This window comes from Campylobacter sp. RM12637 (genome assembly GCF_020137645.1).
Lineage (GTDB): Bacteria > Campylobacterota > Campylobacteria > Campylobacterales > Campylobacteraceae > Campylobacter_E.
Window position 1 is genome coordinate 58,111 of the sequence record NZ_JACGAV010000006.1, and the last position, 13,281, is coordinate 71,391.

Below are 13,281 nucleotides of genomic sequence, written 5' to 3' on the forward strand. Positions count from 1 at the left end.
GTAGGTTGCAATGAGAGAGATTAAAAAGATTTTAATTGCTAATCGTGGAGAAATAGCTCTAAGAGCTATTAGAACGATTAAAGAAATGGGTAAAGAAGCTATTTGTATATATTCTAGTGCTGATAAAGACGCTTTATATTTAAAATATTGTGATGCTAGTATTTGCGTTGGTGGTCCAAAATCAAGCGAGAGTTATTTAAATATCCCATCAATTATTAGTGCTGCTGAATTATGTGGTGCTGATGCGATTTTTCCTGGATATGGCTTTTTGAGTGAAAATCAAAATTTCGTAGAAATTTGTGAGCGTCATAATATTAAATTCATAGGTCCTAGTGTAGAAGCTATGAATACTATGAGTGATAAAAGTAAAGCTAAACAAGTTATGAAAAGAGCAGGTGTTCCAGTAATCCCAGGTAGTGATGGGGCTATTAGTGGAGTAGAAGTTGCAAAAGAATTAGCTGAAGAAATGGGCTATCCTGTTATTTTAAAAGCTGCTGCAGGTGGTGGTGGTCGTGGTATGCGTGTAGTTGAAAAGGCTGCTGATTTAGAAAAAGCATATTGGTCTGCTGAAAGCGAAGCTACAAGCGCATTTGGTGATGGTAGAATGTATATTGAAAAATACATTAAAAATCCACGCCATATTGAAGTGCAAATCATAGGAGATAGCTTTGGAAATGTTATTCATATAGGTGAGCGTGATTGTTCTATGCAAAGAAGACATCAAAAGCTAATAGAAGAAAGTCCAGCTAGAATTTTAGAGCCAGCTACTAGAGAAAAATTATTAGAAACTGCTATAAGAGCAGCTAAAGCTATCGGATACGAAGGTGCAGGGACATTTGAGTTTTTATTAGATGATTATCAAAATTTTTATTTTATTGAAATGAATACAAGATTACAGGTTGAGCATTGCGTAAGTGAAATGTGTAGTGGAGAAGACATTATTCGTCATATGATAAATGTAGCTGAAGGAAAAGCTCTACCTAAACAAGAAGAGATAAATTTTAAAGGTCATTCAATTGAGTGCAGAATTACTGCAGAAGACCCTAAAACATTTACACCTTGTCCTGGGACAATTAGTAGATATACAGCTCCTGCAGGTGCAAATGTGAGAATGGAAAGCCACGTTTATCAAGGATACAGCGTTCCTCCGTTTTATGATAGTATGATAGGTAAGCTTGTTGTTTGGGCTCCTACAAGAGAGATGGCAATTCATAAGATGAAATGTGCTTTACAAGAATTAATAGTAAGTGGTATTAAAACTACAAAAGATTTTCATATTTCTATGATGGAAAATCCTGATTTTATAAACAATAAATTTGATACAAACTATTTATCAAGAAAATAATTCCTAAATGAAATTCTTTAAGAATTTCATTTAGTCCTAAGTAATGCTATGAAAGAAATTAATTTTTATAAATTATCTTTAAATATTTATTTAGAAATGCTACTTCGTTTTAGTTCTATTGTCATAAATACTATTATGATTAGTAGATACAATGTGTTTTTAATAGGAGCTATGAGTAGTGCAAATCAGATTTTTATAATAGCTACAACTATATTTTCATTCCTTTCAATTGGCTCAAGTGTATTAATATCTCAAGCTTTAGGCGCTAACAACAAAAACTTAGCAATAAGGTCAGCTCATATTAGTATATCTTTTAATATGATTTTAGGTATTTTGATATTTTTTATAATTAATTTTTTTGATGGCAATATGCTTAGGTTGTTAAATGTTCCTAATGATATATTTGATTATTCATTAATATATTTACAAACTATAGCTTATGTAATATTGTTAGATTGCTTAAATATAGCTTTATCATCTGTAATTAGAACTTATGCTAAGGCTAAGGAATTAATGATTGTATCTCTTATTATGAATGCAGTTAATATTGTTTTTAATGCTATATTTTTATATAAATATGATTTAGGCTTATTTGGAGTGGGAATTTCAAGTGTAATTTCTAGGATAGTAAGCCTTGCAATGCTAATTTATATATATTTTAAGATTGCAAAACTTAAGATTTATTTTGAGCTATTTTTTAAAATTAATAAAAAAATATTAAAAAATATTTTGACAATAGGTGGCTTTAGTGCAGGAGAAAATCTACTATGGTCAGCACAATATATGGTTATTTTTGCTTTTGTTGGATTATTAGGAAAAGATGCTTTAAGTATTCAAAGTATATTTTTTCAAATTTCAATGTTTATATTTACTACTAGCTCTGCATTAAGTGTGGCTAATGAGATAATCATCGGTAGGCTAGTTGGTGCAAAAGAATTTGAAAAAGCGTATAAACAAAGTTTTAAAGTATTAAAAATTGCAATAATTTGTAGTTTAGCATATGCTAGTTTTGTTTTTTTAATTCAAGATTATATATTTCAAGCACTTAGTTTAAGCAATGAATTAATAAATATTATAAAACCGCTTTTTATAATAAGTTTTTTCTTAGAAAGTTCAAGAGCTTTAAATATAGTAATGGTTAATTCTTTAAGGGCTAGTGGGGATGCTGCTTTTCCTTTTTATGCTGGAATTGTTTTTATGTGGGGAGTTAGCGTTCCTTTAGCTTATATTTTAGGGATACATTTACATTTTGCTATGGTTGGAATATGGAGTGCTTTTGTAGTTGATGAACTTTTAAGAGGACTTGCTAATACATATCGTTGGAAAAGTAAAAAATGGCAAAGCAAATCAGCTGTATAAATATCTTTTAAAAGATATTTATATTTTATGATTTAGTGTTGTTGTGCTTTTAAATTCTTGTTTGTATCCGTTAGTTTCTATGCTATCTTTTAACATTTCTTCAAGTAAAGAATCATAAAATTCTTTAACACTTAGCACATATTTTGCATATTCTTTGTTTTTTGCTAATAAGTAATTTAAATTAAATTTTAATTGTTGTAATAAATCGCTTGATTTTTCACTTAATAAATCTGATAAATTACCATTATTTTTAGTAGCTAATTCAAGTAAGGCATTATCTAAAGCTTGTTTTTCTTTTAAAAAAGCATTAAGCGCTTCTACTTTTTCCTTATTTTGAGTATCAAGTCTATCTTTTCTAGCTTCTTTAATATCACTTATTCCTTGTTCTGTTATGCTAATAATTTTTAATAAAAGATTATTAGCAGTAGCTAGTCTTTTTTCTATCATTAGCATAACTCATTTGCAATTGCATTTGCGGTAGATTTTAAATCAATTTTATAAGTTCCATTTGCAATTTGCTCAGCTATAGCAGCTGCTTTTGGGCTCAAAGAACTTTTGGTTTCTTTAACTTCAGTTTTATCAACATTTTCACTTTTTGTAGCTTTTGGCTTCATAATATCTTGGCTTGAATATACCATAGATGAACTAAGTGAGTTTAACATTTTTCAACCTTTTTATAATATTTGCATACTATATCGGAATTAGTTTAAAAAACTTTATAGCCTTTCTTTTAAAAAATTAAATAGCATTTCAGAAAATCCAAGCCCACCACTTAAAGCCTTACTCATAGCATCATTATACATTGAGCCATAAATATCATCTCCAGCGTCTTTTCCAAATAGTGGATTTTCTAATTTAAGACTAATATCAAGGACACTTTTTATCATAAATGCTTCAAAAGCATCTGTTTGTTCTTTTAACAATTTTTCATCTACTTTTGCAGTATTTGGCTGGTTTATTAAATTAGAATTTAAAATTTCATGAGATTTTTTATTTTCTATTTTATTAATTTCTTTTTCTAATAAATTAGAAAAATTATTTTTACTATCTTCGCTTAATTTTATTAAGGTATTTGTATTTGGTAGAGTATTTTTATATGTATTTTCATAAATTTTTGATATATCCATTATAAAATCTCCAATTCAGCATTAATTGCCCCAGCTTGTTTTAAATTTTTAATAATCGTTATTACATCAGCAGGGCTTGCACCTAGTTTATTTAAGGCTCTAGTGATATTTGCTAAAGTTATTTTATCGTTAGTAATTCTTAAAATATTTGAGCTAGTATCAATTACACTACCATCTTTTAAATCAACTTCATTGTCTTTTAGTTCATAAGGTCTTTTAGGTTCAATTTTAATTGTTATATTTCCATGAGATATTAAAACAGGACTAACTTCTACATCAATTCCACTTATTATCGTTCCTGTTTTTTCATTTATTATGATTTTACTATTTGCGTTTATTTCTCCAGCATCTAGCGATAATACTTTTGCTATAAAATCAACTGCACTTTCTTCTTCTGGTCTTTCTATTATTATTGTTTTACCATCTGTAGCTTTTGCTATATCTAAATCATAAGCTTTATTTATTGCGTTTTTTATTTTACTCGCTAGTGCAAAATCATTTTGCTTTAGACTTAGAGTAATTCTTTCTTGATTGTTAAAATCAAAATTAACTTCTCTTTCTATACTAGCCCCATTTGTTATTTTTGCATTTGTCATACTAGCACCTTTGCCGCTACTATCTATACTAAGCGCTCCTTGAGCTAATGCGTAAATATTCCCATCAACACCTTTTAAAGCACTTAATAAAAGTGTTCCACCTTTTAAACTTTTAGCATCACCTAATGAAGCTACATTTACATCAATTTTATCCCCACTTTTTGCAAAGGCAGGTAATTTTGCACTAATCATAACTGCTGCGGTATTTTTACTTTTAATATCATCAGGGCTTATTTTGATATTCATAGAGCCTAGCATATTTGCAATTGATTGAATAGTAAATTCGCTACTAGAACCATCTCCACTACCATTTAGACCAACAACCAAACCATATCCTATTAATTCATTATCCCTAACTCCAACAATATTTGCAATATCTTTTATTTGTGAAGCCATTAAGGAATTTAATATAAATATCAAAAATATCATAAATCTCATTATTTTTCCTTATTTTAAATATGTTTAAATTAAGCAAATCATATTCCATATTTTTTACAAAAACATTAACCAAATACTAAATTAGCTTTTGTAAAATCAGCAGATTACTTTCAAATTTTAAGGATAATAAATGCACAATTTATTTTTATTTAGTGATTTTATAGCTGATGACAATAAAGCGATTACTTATTTAATTCATTTCGTTTTAGTTATTGCAATTATTTTGGTTTTAGCAAAATTAGCAACTTCTAAAATGCAATTAGTTCCAAAAGGTATTCAAAATATTATGGAAATGTTTTTAGATGGTGTTTTATCTATGGGTAAAGATACTTTAGGCTCAAAGGAAGCAGCTTTAAAATATGTTCCTTTAATCGCTACTCTTGGATTAGTTGTTTTTGTAAGCAATATAATAGGTATAATTCCTGGATTTGAAGCTCCTAGTGCTAGTTTAAATTTAACACTTCCTTTAGCAATAATTGTTTTTATATACTATCATTACGAAGGCATAAAAACTCAAGGATTTTTTAAGTATTTCAAGCATTTTTTTGGTCCTGTTAAAGTGATTGCTCCACTTATGTTTGTTGTTGAAGTGATATCACATTTTTCTCGTATAGTTTCTTTATCTTTCCGTCTTTTTGGAAATATTAAAGGAGATGATTTATTTTTAGGTGTTATTTTGGCTTTAGTTCCAATCGTAGCTCCGCTTCCACCATATTTTCTTTTAACATTTATGGCATTTTTACAATCGTTTGTATTTATGATTTTAACTTATGTATATATAGCTAGTGCTATTGCAATTGATGAGGAGCATTAATGGAATTTGAAGTAGTTATTGGTTTAGAAGTTCATACTCAGCTTAATACAAAAACTAAGATTTTTTGTTCTTGTGCGACAAGTTTTGGTGAAGTTGCTAATACTAATGTTTGCCCTGTGTGTTTGGCATTGCCTGGAGCTTTACCTGTATTAAATAAAGAAGCTTTACAAAAGGCTATATATTTTGGTAAAGCAATTAACGCAAAAATTAATGAAGTAAGTATTTTTAATAGAAAAAACTATTTTTATCCTGATTTACCTAAAGCTTATCAAATATCACAATTTGATGTGGCAATAGTTGAAGGTGGAAAATTAGAAATTGAAGGTGATTTTGGTAAAAAAACAGTAGGAATTACTAGAGCTCACCTTGAAGAAGATGCAGGTAAAAATATTCACGAAAACGATAATTCTTTAGTAGATTTAAATCGTGCGGGAACTCCACTACTTGAGATTGTAAGTGAGCCAGATATTAGAAGCGCTGATGAAGCTGTAGCTTATCTTAAAAAACTTCATTCTATTATAAGATTTTTAGATATTAGTGATGCTAATATGCAAGAAGGCTCTTTTAGATGTGATGTTAATATATCTATCAGACCTAAAGGCGATAATAAATTTTATACAAGAGTAGAAATTAAGAATTTAAATAGTTTTAAATTTATTCAAAAAGCAATAGAGTATGAGAAAGAACGCCAAATAGCTGCTTGGATGGATGGTAAGTATGATAGTGAAGTAGTTCAAGAAACAAGATTATTTGATACTACAAGACTTGTTACAAAACCTATGAGAAGCAAAGAAGAAGCTGCTGAATATAGATATTTTGCAGACCCTGATTTATTACCTGTATTTGCTAGTGCTGATATGATTAATGTTGCAATTCCTGAACTTGCAGATGAGAAAATATCTCGTTATGTTAGCGAGTATGGGCTAAAAGAAGATGATGCTAAGGTTTTAGTAAGCTCACTAGAAATGGCTATGTTTTTTGAATATTTAATAAAATCAGGTTGTTCTCCAAAACTTAGTACAACTTGGTTAAGTGTAGAATTAATGGGTTTATTAAAAGGTGAATTAAATATAACAAATTCTCCTGTAGGAAAAGAAAAATTAGCAGATTTGATAAAAGCTATTGAAAATAGTGAAATATCAAATAAAGCAGGCAAAGATGTTTTAGCTTATTTGTTTGAAAACGATATAAGTGTAAGCGATGCTATTGATAAACTAGGATTAAAACAAGTTAGTGATGATGGTGCTATTAATGCAATAATAGATGAAATATTATCTAAGAATGCAGATAAGGTAGCTGAATATAAGTCAGGTAAAGATAAGTTGTTTGGATTTTTTGTAGGACAGACTATGAAAGAAGGCAAAGGAGCTTTTAATCCAAATAAAGTAAATGAGCTTTTAAAGGCTAAGCTTGGATGATTAGCGTAATTGGTTCTGGTAAGTGGGGTAGTGCAATAGCTCATGCTATCTCACTTAATAACAAAGTAAATATTTGTTCTTTTAGTAAAAAATCAGGTGAATATATTGATATAAACGAAGCTAAAAAAAGTAAATATTTAATATTTGCATTAAGTGCTCAAGGAACCTATGATTATCTTAGAGCTAACTTTAGTAATTTAAATGATAATTATGTATTAATCGCTTCAAAAGGTATTTATCAAGACTTGTTTTTACACGATGTATTTTCTAAGTTTTTTCCAATAGAAAATATTAGTGTTTTAACTGGCCCATCTTTTGCAGCAGAAGTTAGTAAAAATTTACCAACAGCACTTGTAATTAGTGGTGTTAATGATAAGTTAAATCAAGAATTTGCTAATTTTTTTCCTAGTTTTATAAAGACATACACCGATAATGATGTCGTTGGTGCTGAGATTTGTGGTGCATATAAAAATATTATTGCTATTGCTAGTGGAATTTGTGATGGATTAGAATTAGGTAATAATGCAAGAGCTGCTCTTATTTCTCGTGGTCTTATAGAAATTACTAGATTTGGTAAGTTTTTTGGTGCTAAAGATAATACTTTTCTAGGTTTAAGTGGGGCAGGTGATTTATTTTTAACTGCTAGCTCAACATTATCAAGAAATTACAGAGTGGGATTAATGCTTGCAAAGGGCTATAATCAAGATGAAATTAAGCAAGAATTAAATGAAGTTGCTGAAGGAATTGATACTACTAAATCAGTTTGTAAAATTGCAAAAACACATAATATATATTGTCCTATTGCTAATGAAATTTTATTAATTTTAAATGGCAAGAATGTAAAAACTAGCTTACAAGATTTATTAAAAAAATGAAAAAATTTTTAATTATATTGTTTATAAATATTGTATTGTATTCTCAAAATTTATCAAATATAAGCACCCAAAGACTAGCTGGTCAGATGATTATGATAGGTTTTAATGGAAAAGATATTAAAGAATACAATATAAGAAAATTAGGTCAAGAAGCTAGTCTTGGAAAAGTTGGTGGTATAGTTTTTAGGGCAAATAATTTCACAGATATTGAACAGGCAAAAAAATTAGTAAGTAGATTTAAAAATATAGCAATTGTAAATCCATTATTTTTAGGTATTGATTATAAAGATTTAGATAAAAATTATGATTTTTTATATTGTAAAGAACCTGATTTTATTAATCAGAATTTAAATATTAATGATGCTAGATTGAATTATCTAAAATCAGCTTTAAATTTAAAAGAATTAGGACTTAATTTAAATTTAACATTAGGGGTAAATACTAGTATAACTAATGATTTATTAGATAAACTTAGTATCTATGCTAGAGAATACTCTGATGCTTTTAGGCAAAGTAATATTTTAATAGCAGCTAAAACTTTTCCTGGAGATATGAATAATTCTTCAAGTTTTGTTAAAGATTATAGATTAAGTTTTTTAAAGCCATTTTATGATTTTACACAAACTAATAAAGTTGATATGATAATGGTTTCAAATAAAATTTATCCTATATTAGATAAAAAACCAGCAAATATGTCTAAGAAAATCATTAATATATTAAAAAATGATTTATCATTTAATGGGGTAATAGTAAGTGATGATATCTTAGGTGGTGATTTAGATGGCATAGATTTTAAAGATAGGATAATTGATAGTATAAATGCTGGAGTTGATATATTATATTTTGGATTATCTAGGATAAAGTATGGAGACACAGCAAGTTATGTTGTTGATATTATAAGTCAAGCAGTAGATGATGGCAAAATAAGTAGAAGTAGATTAGAAGAATCTTATATAAAAATTACTTCTTTAAAAGAGAGAATATGATAAAAAAATTATTAGATGAACAAAGTGGTATTAAAAATACAATTGATAATTTATATTCACACCCTGACCCATTGCAAGTAGTATATGATAATATTAATAGCAAAGATATAGAATTTATTGCTTTAATATGCGCTTTATTTGCGTATGGAAATGCTGGTGCTATAGTAAAATTTTTAAAAAAACTTGATTTTACTTTACTTAATAAAAGCGATGAAGAAATAAGGCAAATAAATCACAAATATAGATTTCAAAACGAAAGAGATGTAGCAGAAATTTTTATTAGTCTAAAAAGATTTAAAGAAAAATCAAGTATAAAAGATTTTAGTCATAAAATTTATAAAACAAGCAAAAATAATAAAATATTAGAAGTTATTCAAGCTTTAATTACTGAAATTTATTCATTGAATGATTATAGAAGTGATGGGTATGAATTCTTTTTTAGTAAAGTTAATAATACAAGTGCGTATAAAAGATATTGTATGTATTATCGCTGGATGGTAAGAAATGATAATTTAGATTTAGGTTTGTTTAGTGAAATTAGCCCTGCTGATTTATTAATGCCACTTGATACGCATACACATAAAATGGGGCTTATGTTAGGACTTATTAAAAGAAAACAAGCCGATCAAAAATGTATGCTAGAGCTTAGTAAGGCTTTAAAAAATTTTTGTAATGAAGACCCTTTAAAATACGATTTTGCTTTATATAGAATATCTCAGACTAATGATGAAAATTCTTTACAAGAATTAATTAAAAATGCCAGAAATTAGTATTATCCAAGAAATTGTAGTTTTAATATCGGCACTATTTGCTGGCTTTATTGATGCAATTTGCGGTGGTGGAGGGCTTATTATAATACCTATGCTAATTGCTTTTAATTTAGGAGAACAATTAGCCATTAGCACTCACAAATTTCAAGCAATGTTTGCGATGTGTTGTTCGTTTTCAACCCTTTTTAAATATATAGAATTTAAAAAAGTATTTATAGGAATGATTTTTAGCATAATAGGTGGTATTTTAGGTGCTAGGGTTCTTTTAATAATTAATCCTGAACCATTAAAACCCATTATATTATTTACTCTTTTATTGATTTTTATATATTCTATTTTCAATTCAAAACTAGGTAGTATTAAAGCTAAGCAAATAATGAGTGAAAAATTATTCTATCCGTTTTTTGGCTTATTGATAGGATTTTATGATGGATTTTTAGGGCCTGCTACAGGTTCATTTTGGATATTTGCTAGCATTAGTTTAATAGGTCAAGATATTAAACAAGCAAGTATTAATGCTAAAGCTTTATGTATGGCAAGTGGTATGATTTCTCTTATAATATTTATGATAGATTTTAAGATTTATTATTCACTTGGTCTAAAAATGGCTATGTGTGGTATATTTGGAGCATTTTTAGGTGCTAAATTTGTTTTAAAATACAAAAGTGATTCTATCAAAAAAATATTTTTAGTTATTGTTTTTATAACTTTACTTAAACTAACTTATGAATATTATTTAAAATAATTTTTATTACAAATTATAAAATTTATTTATATAAAAGACTTTTTATAAACTTATTTAGTCTTGTATAATTTAACTAAAATTATTATATAATTTCTTTATGGAATTTAGTTTATTAGAATATTTTATAGGCTTTTTAGCTTCATTTATTGGTGGTTTTATTGATGCTGTTGTTGGTGGTGGCGGACTTGTTACATTGCCTGTGATTTTAGGACTTGGAGTGCCACCATCTTTAGCTATTGCAACGGGTAAATTGCAGGCTAGTATGGCTGCAGTTTCTGCTGTATTTAGTTTAAGAAAAGAAATAAAATTTAAAGAATTAAGACTTGGAATTTTAATAACAGCAATTTTTTCAATTCTTGGAAGTTATGTTTTGCTTTTAATATCTAATGAAGCTATTATGCCACTTATTTTAGTTATTTTAATATTAGTATTTATTTATACTATTTTTAAGCCAAATTTAGGGAATATAAACAAAAAAGCTATTTTAAGCACTACTTTATTTTTAATAATTTTTGGTGTTATTTTGGGATTTTATGATGGTTTTATAGGACCAGGAACTGGCTCATTTTGGATATTAGCATTTACTTCTTTATTAGGATTTAATCTAAAGCAAGCGTCAATAAATACTAAATTATTAAACACTACAAGTAATGTTTGTTCTTTATGTTTCTTTTTGTGCTTTTATGATGTTTTAATTAAACTTGGTCTTATTATGGGAATAGGTGGGATAATAGGCGCTTATTTAGGTGGTAAATGCCTTCTAAAAATTAATATAAATATAATTAGATGGGTTTTTATAATTATTGTTTTTTGCACTATTTGTAAATTAATATATTCAAATTTCTTTTAGCATTTTAAAATAGTTTTCAAATTCTTTACACTCATTTATTACTTTAAAACCATATCTTTCGTATATTTGTGAAGATTTGGTTATTAGTGTAATTTTTTTATAACCTTTATTTTTTGCTATATTAATTGCATATTCAAGCATTTCTTTTAATATTCCCATTTTTCTATAGCTAGGAATTATCGCTACACTATCTATATAAAATTCGTCTTTATCGCATTCTTTTATAATCTCATAATTTGAGTTTATATTTTTTAAATATTGCTTTAAAGCGTCATCATTATATTCTCTATCGCCATAAGCACAACAAATTGAAATAATTTGATTGTCTTTTTCATATACAAATAAATTATCAAGACAAAATCTAGTTTTTTCCTTGCCAAAAAATTCATAAAATTTTTCTATTTTTTTATGATAGTCTTTCTCGTTAAAAAAGTTTTCACTAAACTCAGCCATAGCTAAGTCTAAAATCTCGCAAGCCTTATAATCACTCATTCTAGCAGGTCTAATCATTAGTTATCCTTGTTTTTGTAAAATCTTAACCAAATTTTAATTATAAGAGGTGAATATGGGAAGAGCGTTTGAATACAGACGTGCAGCAAAAGAAGCTCGTTGGGATAAGATGAGTAAGATATTTCCAAAGTTAGCAAAAGCTATTGAAGTTGCAGCAAAAGAAGGTGGAATTGACCCTGAAATGAACGCAAAACTTCGTTCAGCAATAGCAACAGCAAAAGCTCAAAATATGCCAAAAGATAATATTGACGCGGCATTAAAAAGAGCAGCAGGTAAAGATGGAAACGATATTAAAAGCCTTCATTATGAAGCTAAAGCTAATTACGGAGTGCAAATTATAGTTGAAGTTGCTACTGATAATACCAATAGAACCGCAGCTAATATAAAAGCTATTTTTAACAAAAACGGAGCTACTCCACTTGTAAATGGTAGTTTAGAATTTTTATTTTCAAGAAAAAGTGTTTTTGTATGTAAAAAGCCTAATATGGATTTAGAAGAATTAGAATTAAGCCTAATTGATTTTGGTTTAGAAGAATTAGAAGATGAAGAAGAAAATGTAAGAATTATTGGAGCTTATGATAGCTTTAAAGAGCTTAGTACAGGAATTGATGAGCTTAAATTAGAGCTTGTTAGTGGAAGACTTGAATATGTCCCAAACAATCCAATAAGTCTTAGTGAAGAGCAAATCACTGAACTTGAAAAATTATTAGATAAGCTTGAAGAAGATGATGATGTTCAAGCAGTTTATACAAATATAGAATAAGGAAAAATTATGTTAAAGGTATATGACAATTTTGCAGATTTAGAAAATATTAATGAAGCTATTATTAAGACAAATAAAGGTGATATGAAATTAACTTTATTTAAAGATAGCCCGCAAGCTACTTTAAATTTCGTTCATTTAGCAAAAAATGGATTTTATAATGGTCTAAAATTTCATAGAGTAATTCCTAATTTCGTTATTCAAGGTGGTTGTCCTTTAGGCACAGGCACAGGTGGTCCTGGTTGGAATATTAAATGTGAATGCAAAAATCAAGAACATAAGCATTTAAGAGGGACTTTATCTATGGCTCACGCTGGTCGTGATACTGGTGGCTCTCAATTTTTTGTTTGTCATTCAGCACAACCACACTTAGATGGAGTTCATACGATTTTTGGTCAAGTTAATAATGAAGATGGCTTAAAGGTTCTTGATAGTATCCGCCAAGGCGATATTATTGAAAGTATTGAAATAAAATAATTTAAAATATCTAAGATATGATTCAAATTCTTTAATTTAGGTTAAAGAATTTGAAAATTAATTAAATTGATGATTATATTGCTTTTTACGAGGATATAAAAGTTTTTTGCAGATATTTTTTAAATATCTTTTTATTATATTTTTTTTACTTGTTCTAATACTATTAAATATCATATCAAGTTCTATTCTTTCCTTTTCGGTAATCACT

17 protein-coding genes are annotated in these 13,281 nt (G+C 27.7%); 11 read left to right on the forward strand and 6 right to left on the reverse strand.

The genetic code is table 11. The annotated features are described in order from the left end of the window. The first annotated feature begins 10 nt into the window (after nucleotides 1–10). Nucleotides 11–1,345 carry an acetyl-CoA carboxylase biotin carboxylase subunit gene (locus AVBRAN12637_RS04645; protein WP_336615420.1) on the forward strand — a complete coding sequence of 445 codons (1,335 nt, stop codon included), beginning with the start codon at nucleotides 11–13 and terminating at the stop codon, nucleotides 1,343–1,345. 48 nt (nucleotides 1,346–1,393) lie between these two features. Further along, on the forward strand, nucleotides 1,394–2,704 hold the full coding sequence (locus AVBRAN12637_RS04650) for an MATE family efflux transporter (RefSeq protein ID WP_336615421.1): 1,311 nt from the start codon (nucleotides 1,394–1,396) through the stop codon (nucleotides 2,702–2,704). A gap of 18 nt (nucleotides 2,705–2,722) precedes the next feature. On the opposite strand, the gene AVBRAN12637_RS04655 is transcribed toward AVBRAN12637_RS04650, so the two are convergent. The 4 genes from AVBRAN12637_RS04655 to AVBRAN12637_RS04670 all read right to left on the reverse strand — a co-directional run bounded on the left by AVBRAN12637_RS04655 (nucleotide 2,723) and on the right by AVBRAN12637_RS04670 (nucleotide 4,865). Beyond that, nucleotides 2,723–3,151: a hypothetical protein gene (locus AVBRAN12637_RS04655; RefSeq protein WP_214118799.1), complete on the reverse strand. Its 429-nt coding sequence runs from the start codon at nucleotides 3,149–3,151 to the stop codon at nucleotides 2,723–2,725. Next, a complete protein-coding gene (locus AVBRAN12637_RS04660; RefSeq protein ID WP_214118801.1) occupies nucleotides 3,151–3,366 on the reverse strand; it encodes a flagellar biosynthesis anti-sigma factor FlgM in 216 nt (71 codons plus the stop codon). Before AVBRAN12637_RS04660 ends, AVBRAN12637_RS04655 begins: the two co-directional genes overlap by 1 nt. 54 nt (nucleotides 3,367–3,420) lie before the next feature. Continuing rightward, nucleotides 3,421–3,681, reverse strand: a complete 261-nt coding sequence (locus tag AVBRAN12637_RS04665) for a rod-binding protein (RefSeq protein WP_239803721.1) — start codon at nucleotides 3,679–3,681, stop codon at nucleotides 3,421–3,423. 149 nt (nucleotides 3,682–3,830) lie between these two features. After that, nucleotides 3,831–4,865 (reverse strand): flagellar basal body P-ring protein FlgI, encoded by a 1,035-nt coding sequence (locus tag AVBRAN12637_RS04670; protein ID WP_214118805.1) that lies wholly within the window; start codon nucleotides 4,863–4,865, stop codon nucleotides 3,831–3,833. Between the two features lie 130 nt (nucleotides 4,866–4,995). On the opposite strand from AVBRAN12637_RS04670, the gene AVBRAN12637_RS04675 reads away from it, so the two are divergent. From AVBRAN12637_RS04675 to AVBRAN12637_RS04705, 7 genes are all read left to right on the forward strand, one after another. Continuing rightward, on the forward strand, nucleotides 4,996–5,679 hold the full coding sequence (locus AVBRAN12637_RS04675) for a F0F1 ATP synthase subunit A (RefSeq protein WP_214118807.1): 684 nt from the start codon (nucleotides 4,996–4,998) through the stop codon (nucleotides 5,677–5,679). After that, nucleotides 5,679–7,097, forward strand: a complete 1,419-nt coding sequence (gene gatB, locus AVBRAN12637_RS04680; RefSeq protein ID WP_336614653.1) for an Asp-tRNA(Asn)/Glu-tRNA(Gln) amidotransferase subunit GatB — start codon at nucleotides 5,679–5,681, stop codon at nucleotides 7,095–7,097. The genes AVBRAN12637_RS04675 and gatB overlap by 1 nt, the downstream gene beginning before the upstream one ends. Further along, nucleotides 7,094–7,972 (forward strand): NAD(P)H-dependent glycerol-3-phosphate dehydrogenase, encoded by an 879-nt coding sequence (locus AVBRAN12637_RS04685; RefSeq protein WP_214150452.1) that lies wholly within the window; start codon nucleotides 7,094–7,096, stop codon nucleotides 7,970–7,972. The genes gatB and AVBRAN12637_RS04685 overlap by 4 nt, the downstream gene beginning before the upstream one ends. Further along, complete coding sequence (locus AVBRAN12637_RS04690) at nucleotides 7,969–8,958, forward strand: glycoside hydrolase family 3 N-terminal domain-containing protein (RefSeq protein ID WP_214118812.1); 990 nt, start codon at nucleotides 7,969–7,971, stop codon at nucleotides 8,956–8,958. The genes AVBRAN12637_RS04685 and AVBRAN12637_RS04690 overlap by 4 nt, the downstream gene beginning before the upstream one ends. Continuing rightward, nucleotides 8,955–9,728, forward strand: coding sequence for a TIGR02757 family protein (locus tag AVBRAN12637_RS04695; protein ID WP_214118814.1), 774 nt, complete (start codon nucleotides 8,955–8,957; stop codon nucleotides 9,726–9,728). The genes AVBRAN12637_RS04690 and AVBRAN12637_RS04695 overlap by 4 nt, the downstream gene beginning before the upstream one ends. Further along, on the forward strand, nucleotides 9,715–10,473 hold the full coding sequence (locus AVBRAN12637_RS04700) for a sulfite exporter TauE/SafE family protein (protein WP_336615422.1): 759 nt from the start codon (nucleotides 9,715–9,717) through the stop codon (nucleotides 10,471–10,473). The genes AVBRAN12637_RS04695 and AVBRAN12637_RS04700 overlap by 14 nt, the downstream gene beginning before the upstream one ends. A gap of 97 nt (nucleotides 10,474–10,570) precedes the next feature. Beyond that, nucleotides 10,571–11,323, forward strand: a complete 753-nt coding sequence (locus tag AVBRAN12637_RS04705; RefSeq protein WP_336614651.1) for a TSUP family transporter — start codon at nucleotides 10,571–10,573, stop codon at nucleotides 11,321–11,323. Here AVBRAN12637_RS04705 and AVBRAN12637_RS04710 read toward each other — a convergent pair. Then, on the reverse strand, nucleotides 11,309–11,833 hold the full coding sequence (locus AVBRAN12637_RS04710; protein ID WP_336607048.1) for a GNAT family N-acetyltransferase: 525 nt from the start codon (nucleotides 11,831–11,833) through the stop codon (nucleotides 11,309–11,311). The two genes, AVBRAN12637_RS04705 and AVBRAN12637_RS04710, sit on opposite strands and share 15 nt — an antisense overlap. Before the next feature lie 55 nt (nucleotides 11,834–11,888). Between AVBRAN12637_RS04710 and AVBRAN12637_RS04715 the strand changes: the two genes are divergently transcribed. After that, nucleotides 11,889–12,596, forward strand: a complete 708-nt coding sequence (locus AVBRAN12637_RS04715) for a YebC/PmpR family DNA-binding transcriptional regulator (RefSeq protein WP_214118822.1) — start codon at nucleotides 11,889–11,891, stop codon at nucleotides 12,594–12,596. Nucleotides 12,597–12,605: 9 nt separating this feature from the next. Further along, nucleotides 12,606–13,073, forward strand: a complete 468-nt coding sequence (locus AVBRAN12637_RS04720; protein WP_214118824.1) for a peptidylprolyl isomerase — start codon at nucleotides 12,606–12,608, stop codon at nucleotides 13,071–13,073. Between the two features lie 57 nt (nucleotides 13,074–13,130). Here AVBRAN12637_RS04720 and AVBRAN12637_RS04725 read toward each other — a convergent pair whose 3' ends face one another. After that, complete coding sequence (locus AVBRAN12637_RS04725) at nucleotides 13,131–13,280, reverse strand: hypothetical protein (RefSeq protein ID WP_214118826.1); 150 nt, start codon at nucleotides 13,278–13,280, stop codon at nucleotides 13,131–13,133. Nucleotide 13,281 lies beyond the last annotated feature (1 nt).

Excerpts from the sequence above, each read along its gene's own strand:
- AVBRAN12637_RS04715 (WP_214118822.1), top strand. The coding sequence starts at position 11,889 with ATGGGAAGAGCGTTTGAATACAGACGTGCAGCAAAAGAAGCTCGTTGG.
- AVBRAN12637_RS04645 (WP_336615420.1), top strand. The coding sequence starts at position 11 with ATGAGAGAGATTAAAAAGATTTTAATTGCTAATCGTGGAGAAATAGCT.
- gatB (WP_336614653.1), top strand. The coding sequence starts at position 5,679 with ATGGAATTTGAAGTAGTTATTGGTTTAGAAGTTCATACTCAGCTTAAT.
- AVBRAN12637_RS04695 (WP_214118814.1), top strand. The coding sequence starts at position 8,955 with ATGATAAAAAAATTATTAGATGAACAAAGTGGTATTAAAAATACAATT.
- AVBRAN12637_RS04650 (WP_336615421.1), top strand. The coding sequence starts at position 1,394 with ATGAAAGAAATTAATTTTTATAAATTATCTTTAAATATTTATTTAGAA.
- AVBRAN12637_RS04660 (WP_214118801.1), bottom strand. The coding sequence starts at position 3,366 with ATGTTAAACTCACTTAGTTCATCTATGGTATATTCAAGCCAAGATATT.
- AVBRAN12637_RS04720 (WP_214118824.1), top strand. The coding sequence starts at position 12,606 with ATGTTAAAGGTATATGACAATTTTGCAGATTTAGAAAATATTAATGAA.
- AVBRAN12637_RS04690 (WP_214118812.1), top strand. The coding sequence starts at position 7,969 with ATGAAAAAATTTTTAATTATATTGTTTATAAATATTGTATTGTATTCT.
- AVBRAN12637_RS04685 (WP_214150452.1), top strand. The coding sequence starts at position 7,094 with ATGATTAGCGTAATTGGTTCTGGTAAGTGGGGTAGTGCAATAGCTCAT.
- AVBRAN12637_RS04670 (WP_214118805.1), bottom strand. The coding sequence starts at position 4,865 with ATGAGATTTATGATATTTTTGATATTTATATTAAATTCCTTAATGGCT.
- AVBRAN12637_RS04675 (WP_214118807.1), top strand. The coding sequence starts at position 4,996 with ATGCACAATTTATTTTTATTTAGTGATTTTATAGCTGATGACAATAAA.
- AVBRAN12637_RS04700 (WP_336615422.1), top strand. The coding sequence starts at position 9,715 with ATGCCAGAAATTAGTATTATCCAAGAAATTGTAGTTTTAATATCGGCA.
- AVBRAN12637_RS04705 (WP_336614651.1), top strand. The coding sequence starts at position 10,571 with ATGGAATTTAGTTTATTAGAATATTTTATAGGCTTTTTAGCTTCATTT.
- AVBRAN12637_RS04655 (WP_214118799.1), bottom strand. The coding sequence starts at position 3,151 with ATGATAGAAAAAAGACTAGCTACTGCTAATAATCTTTTATTAAAAATT.
- AVBRAN12637_RS04710 (WP_336607048.1), bottom strand. The coding sequence starts at position 11,833 with ATGATTAGACCTGCTAGAATGAGTGATTATAAGGCTTGCGAGATTTTA.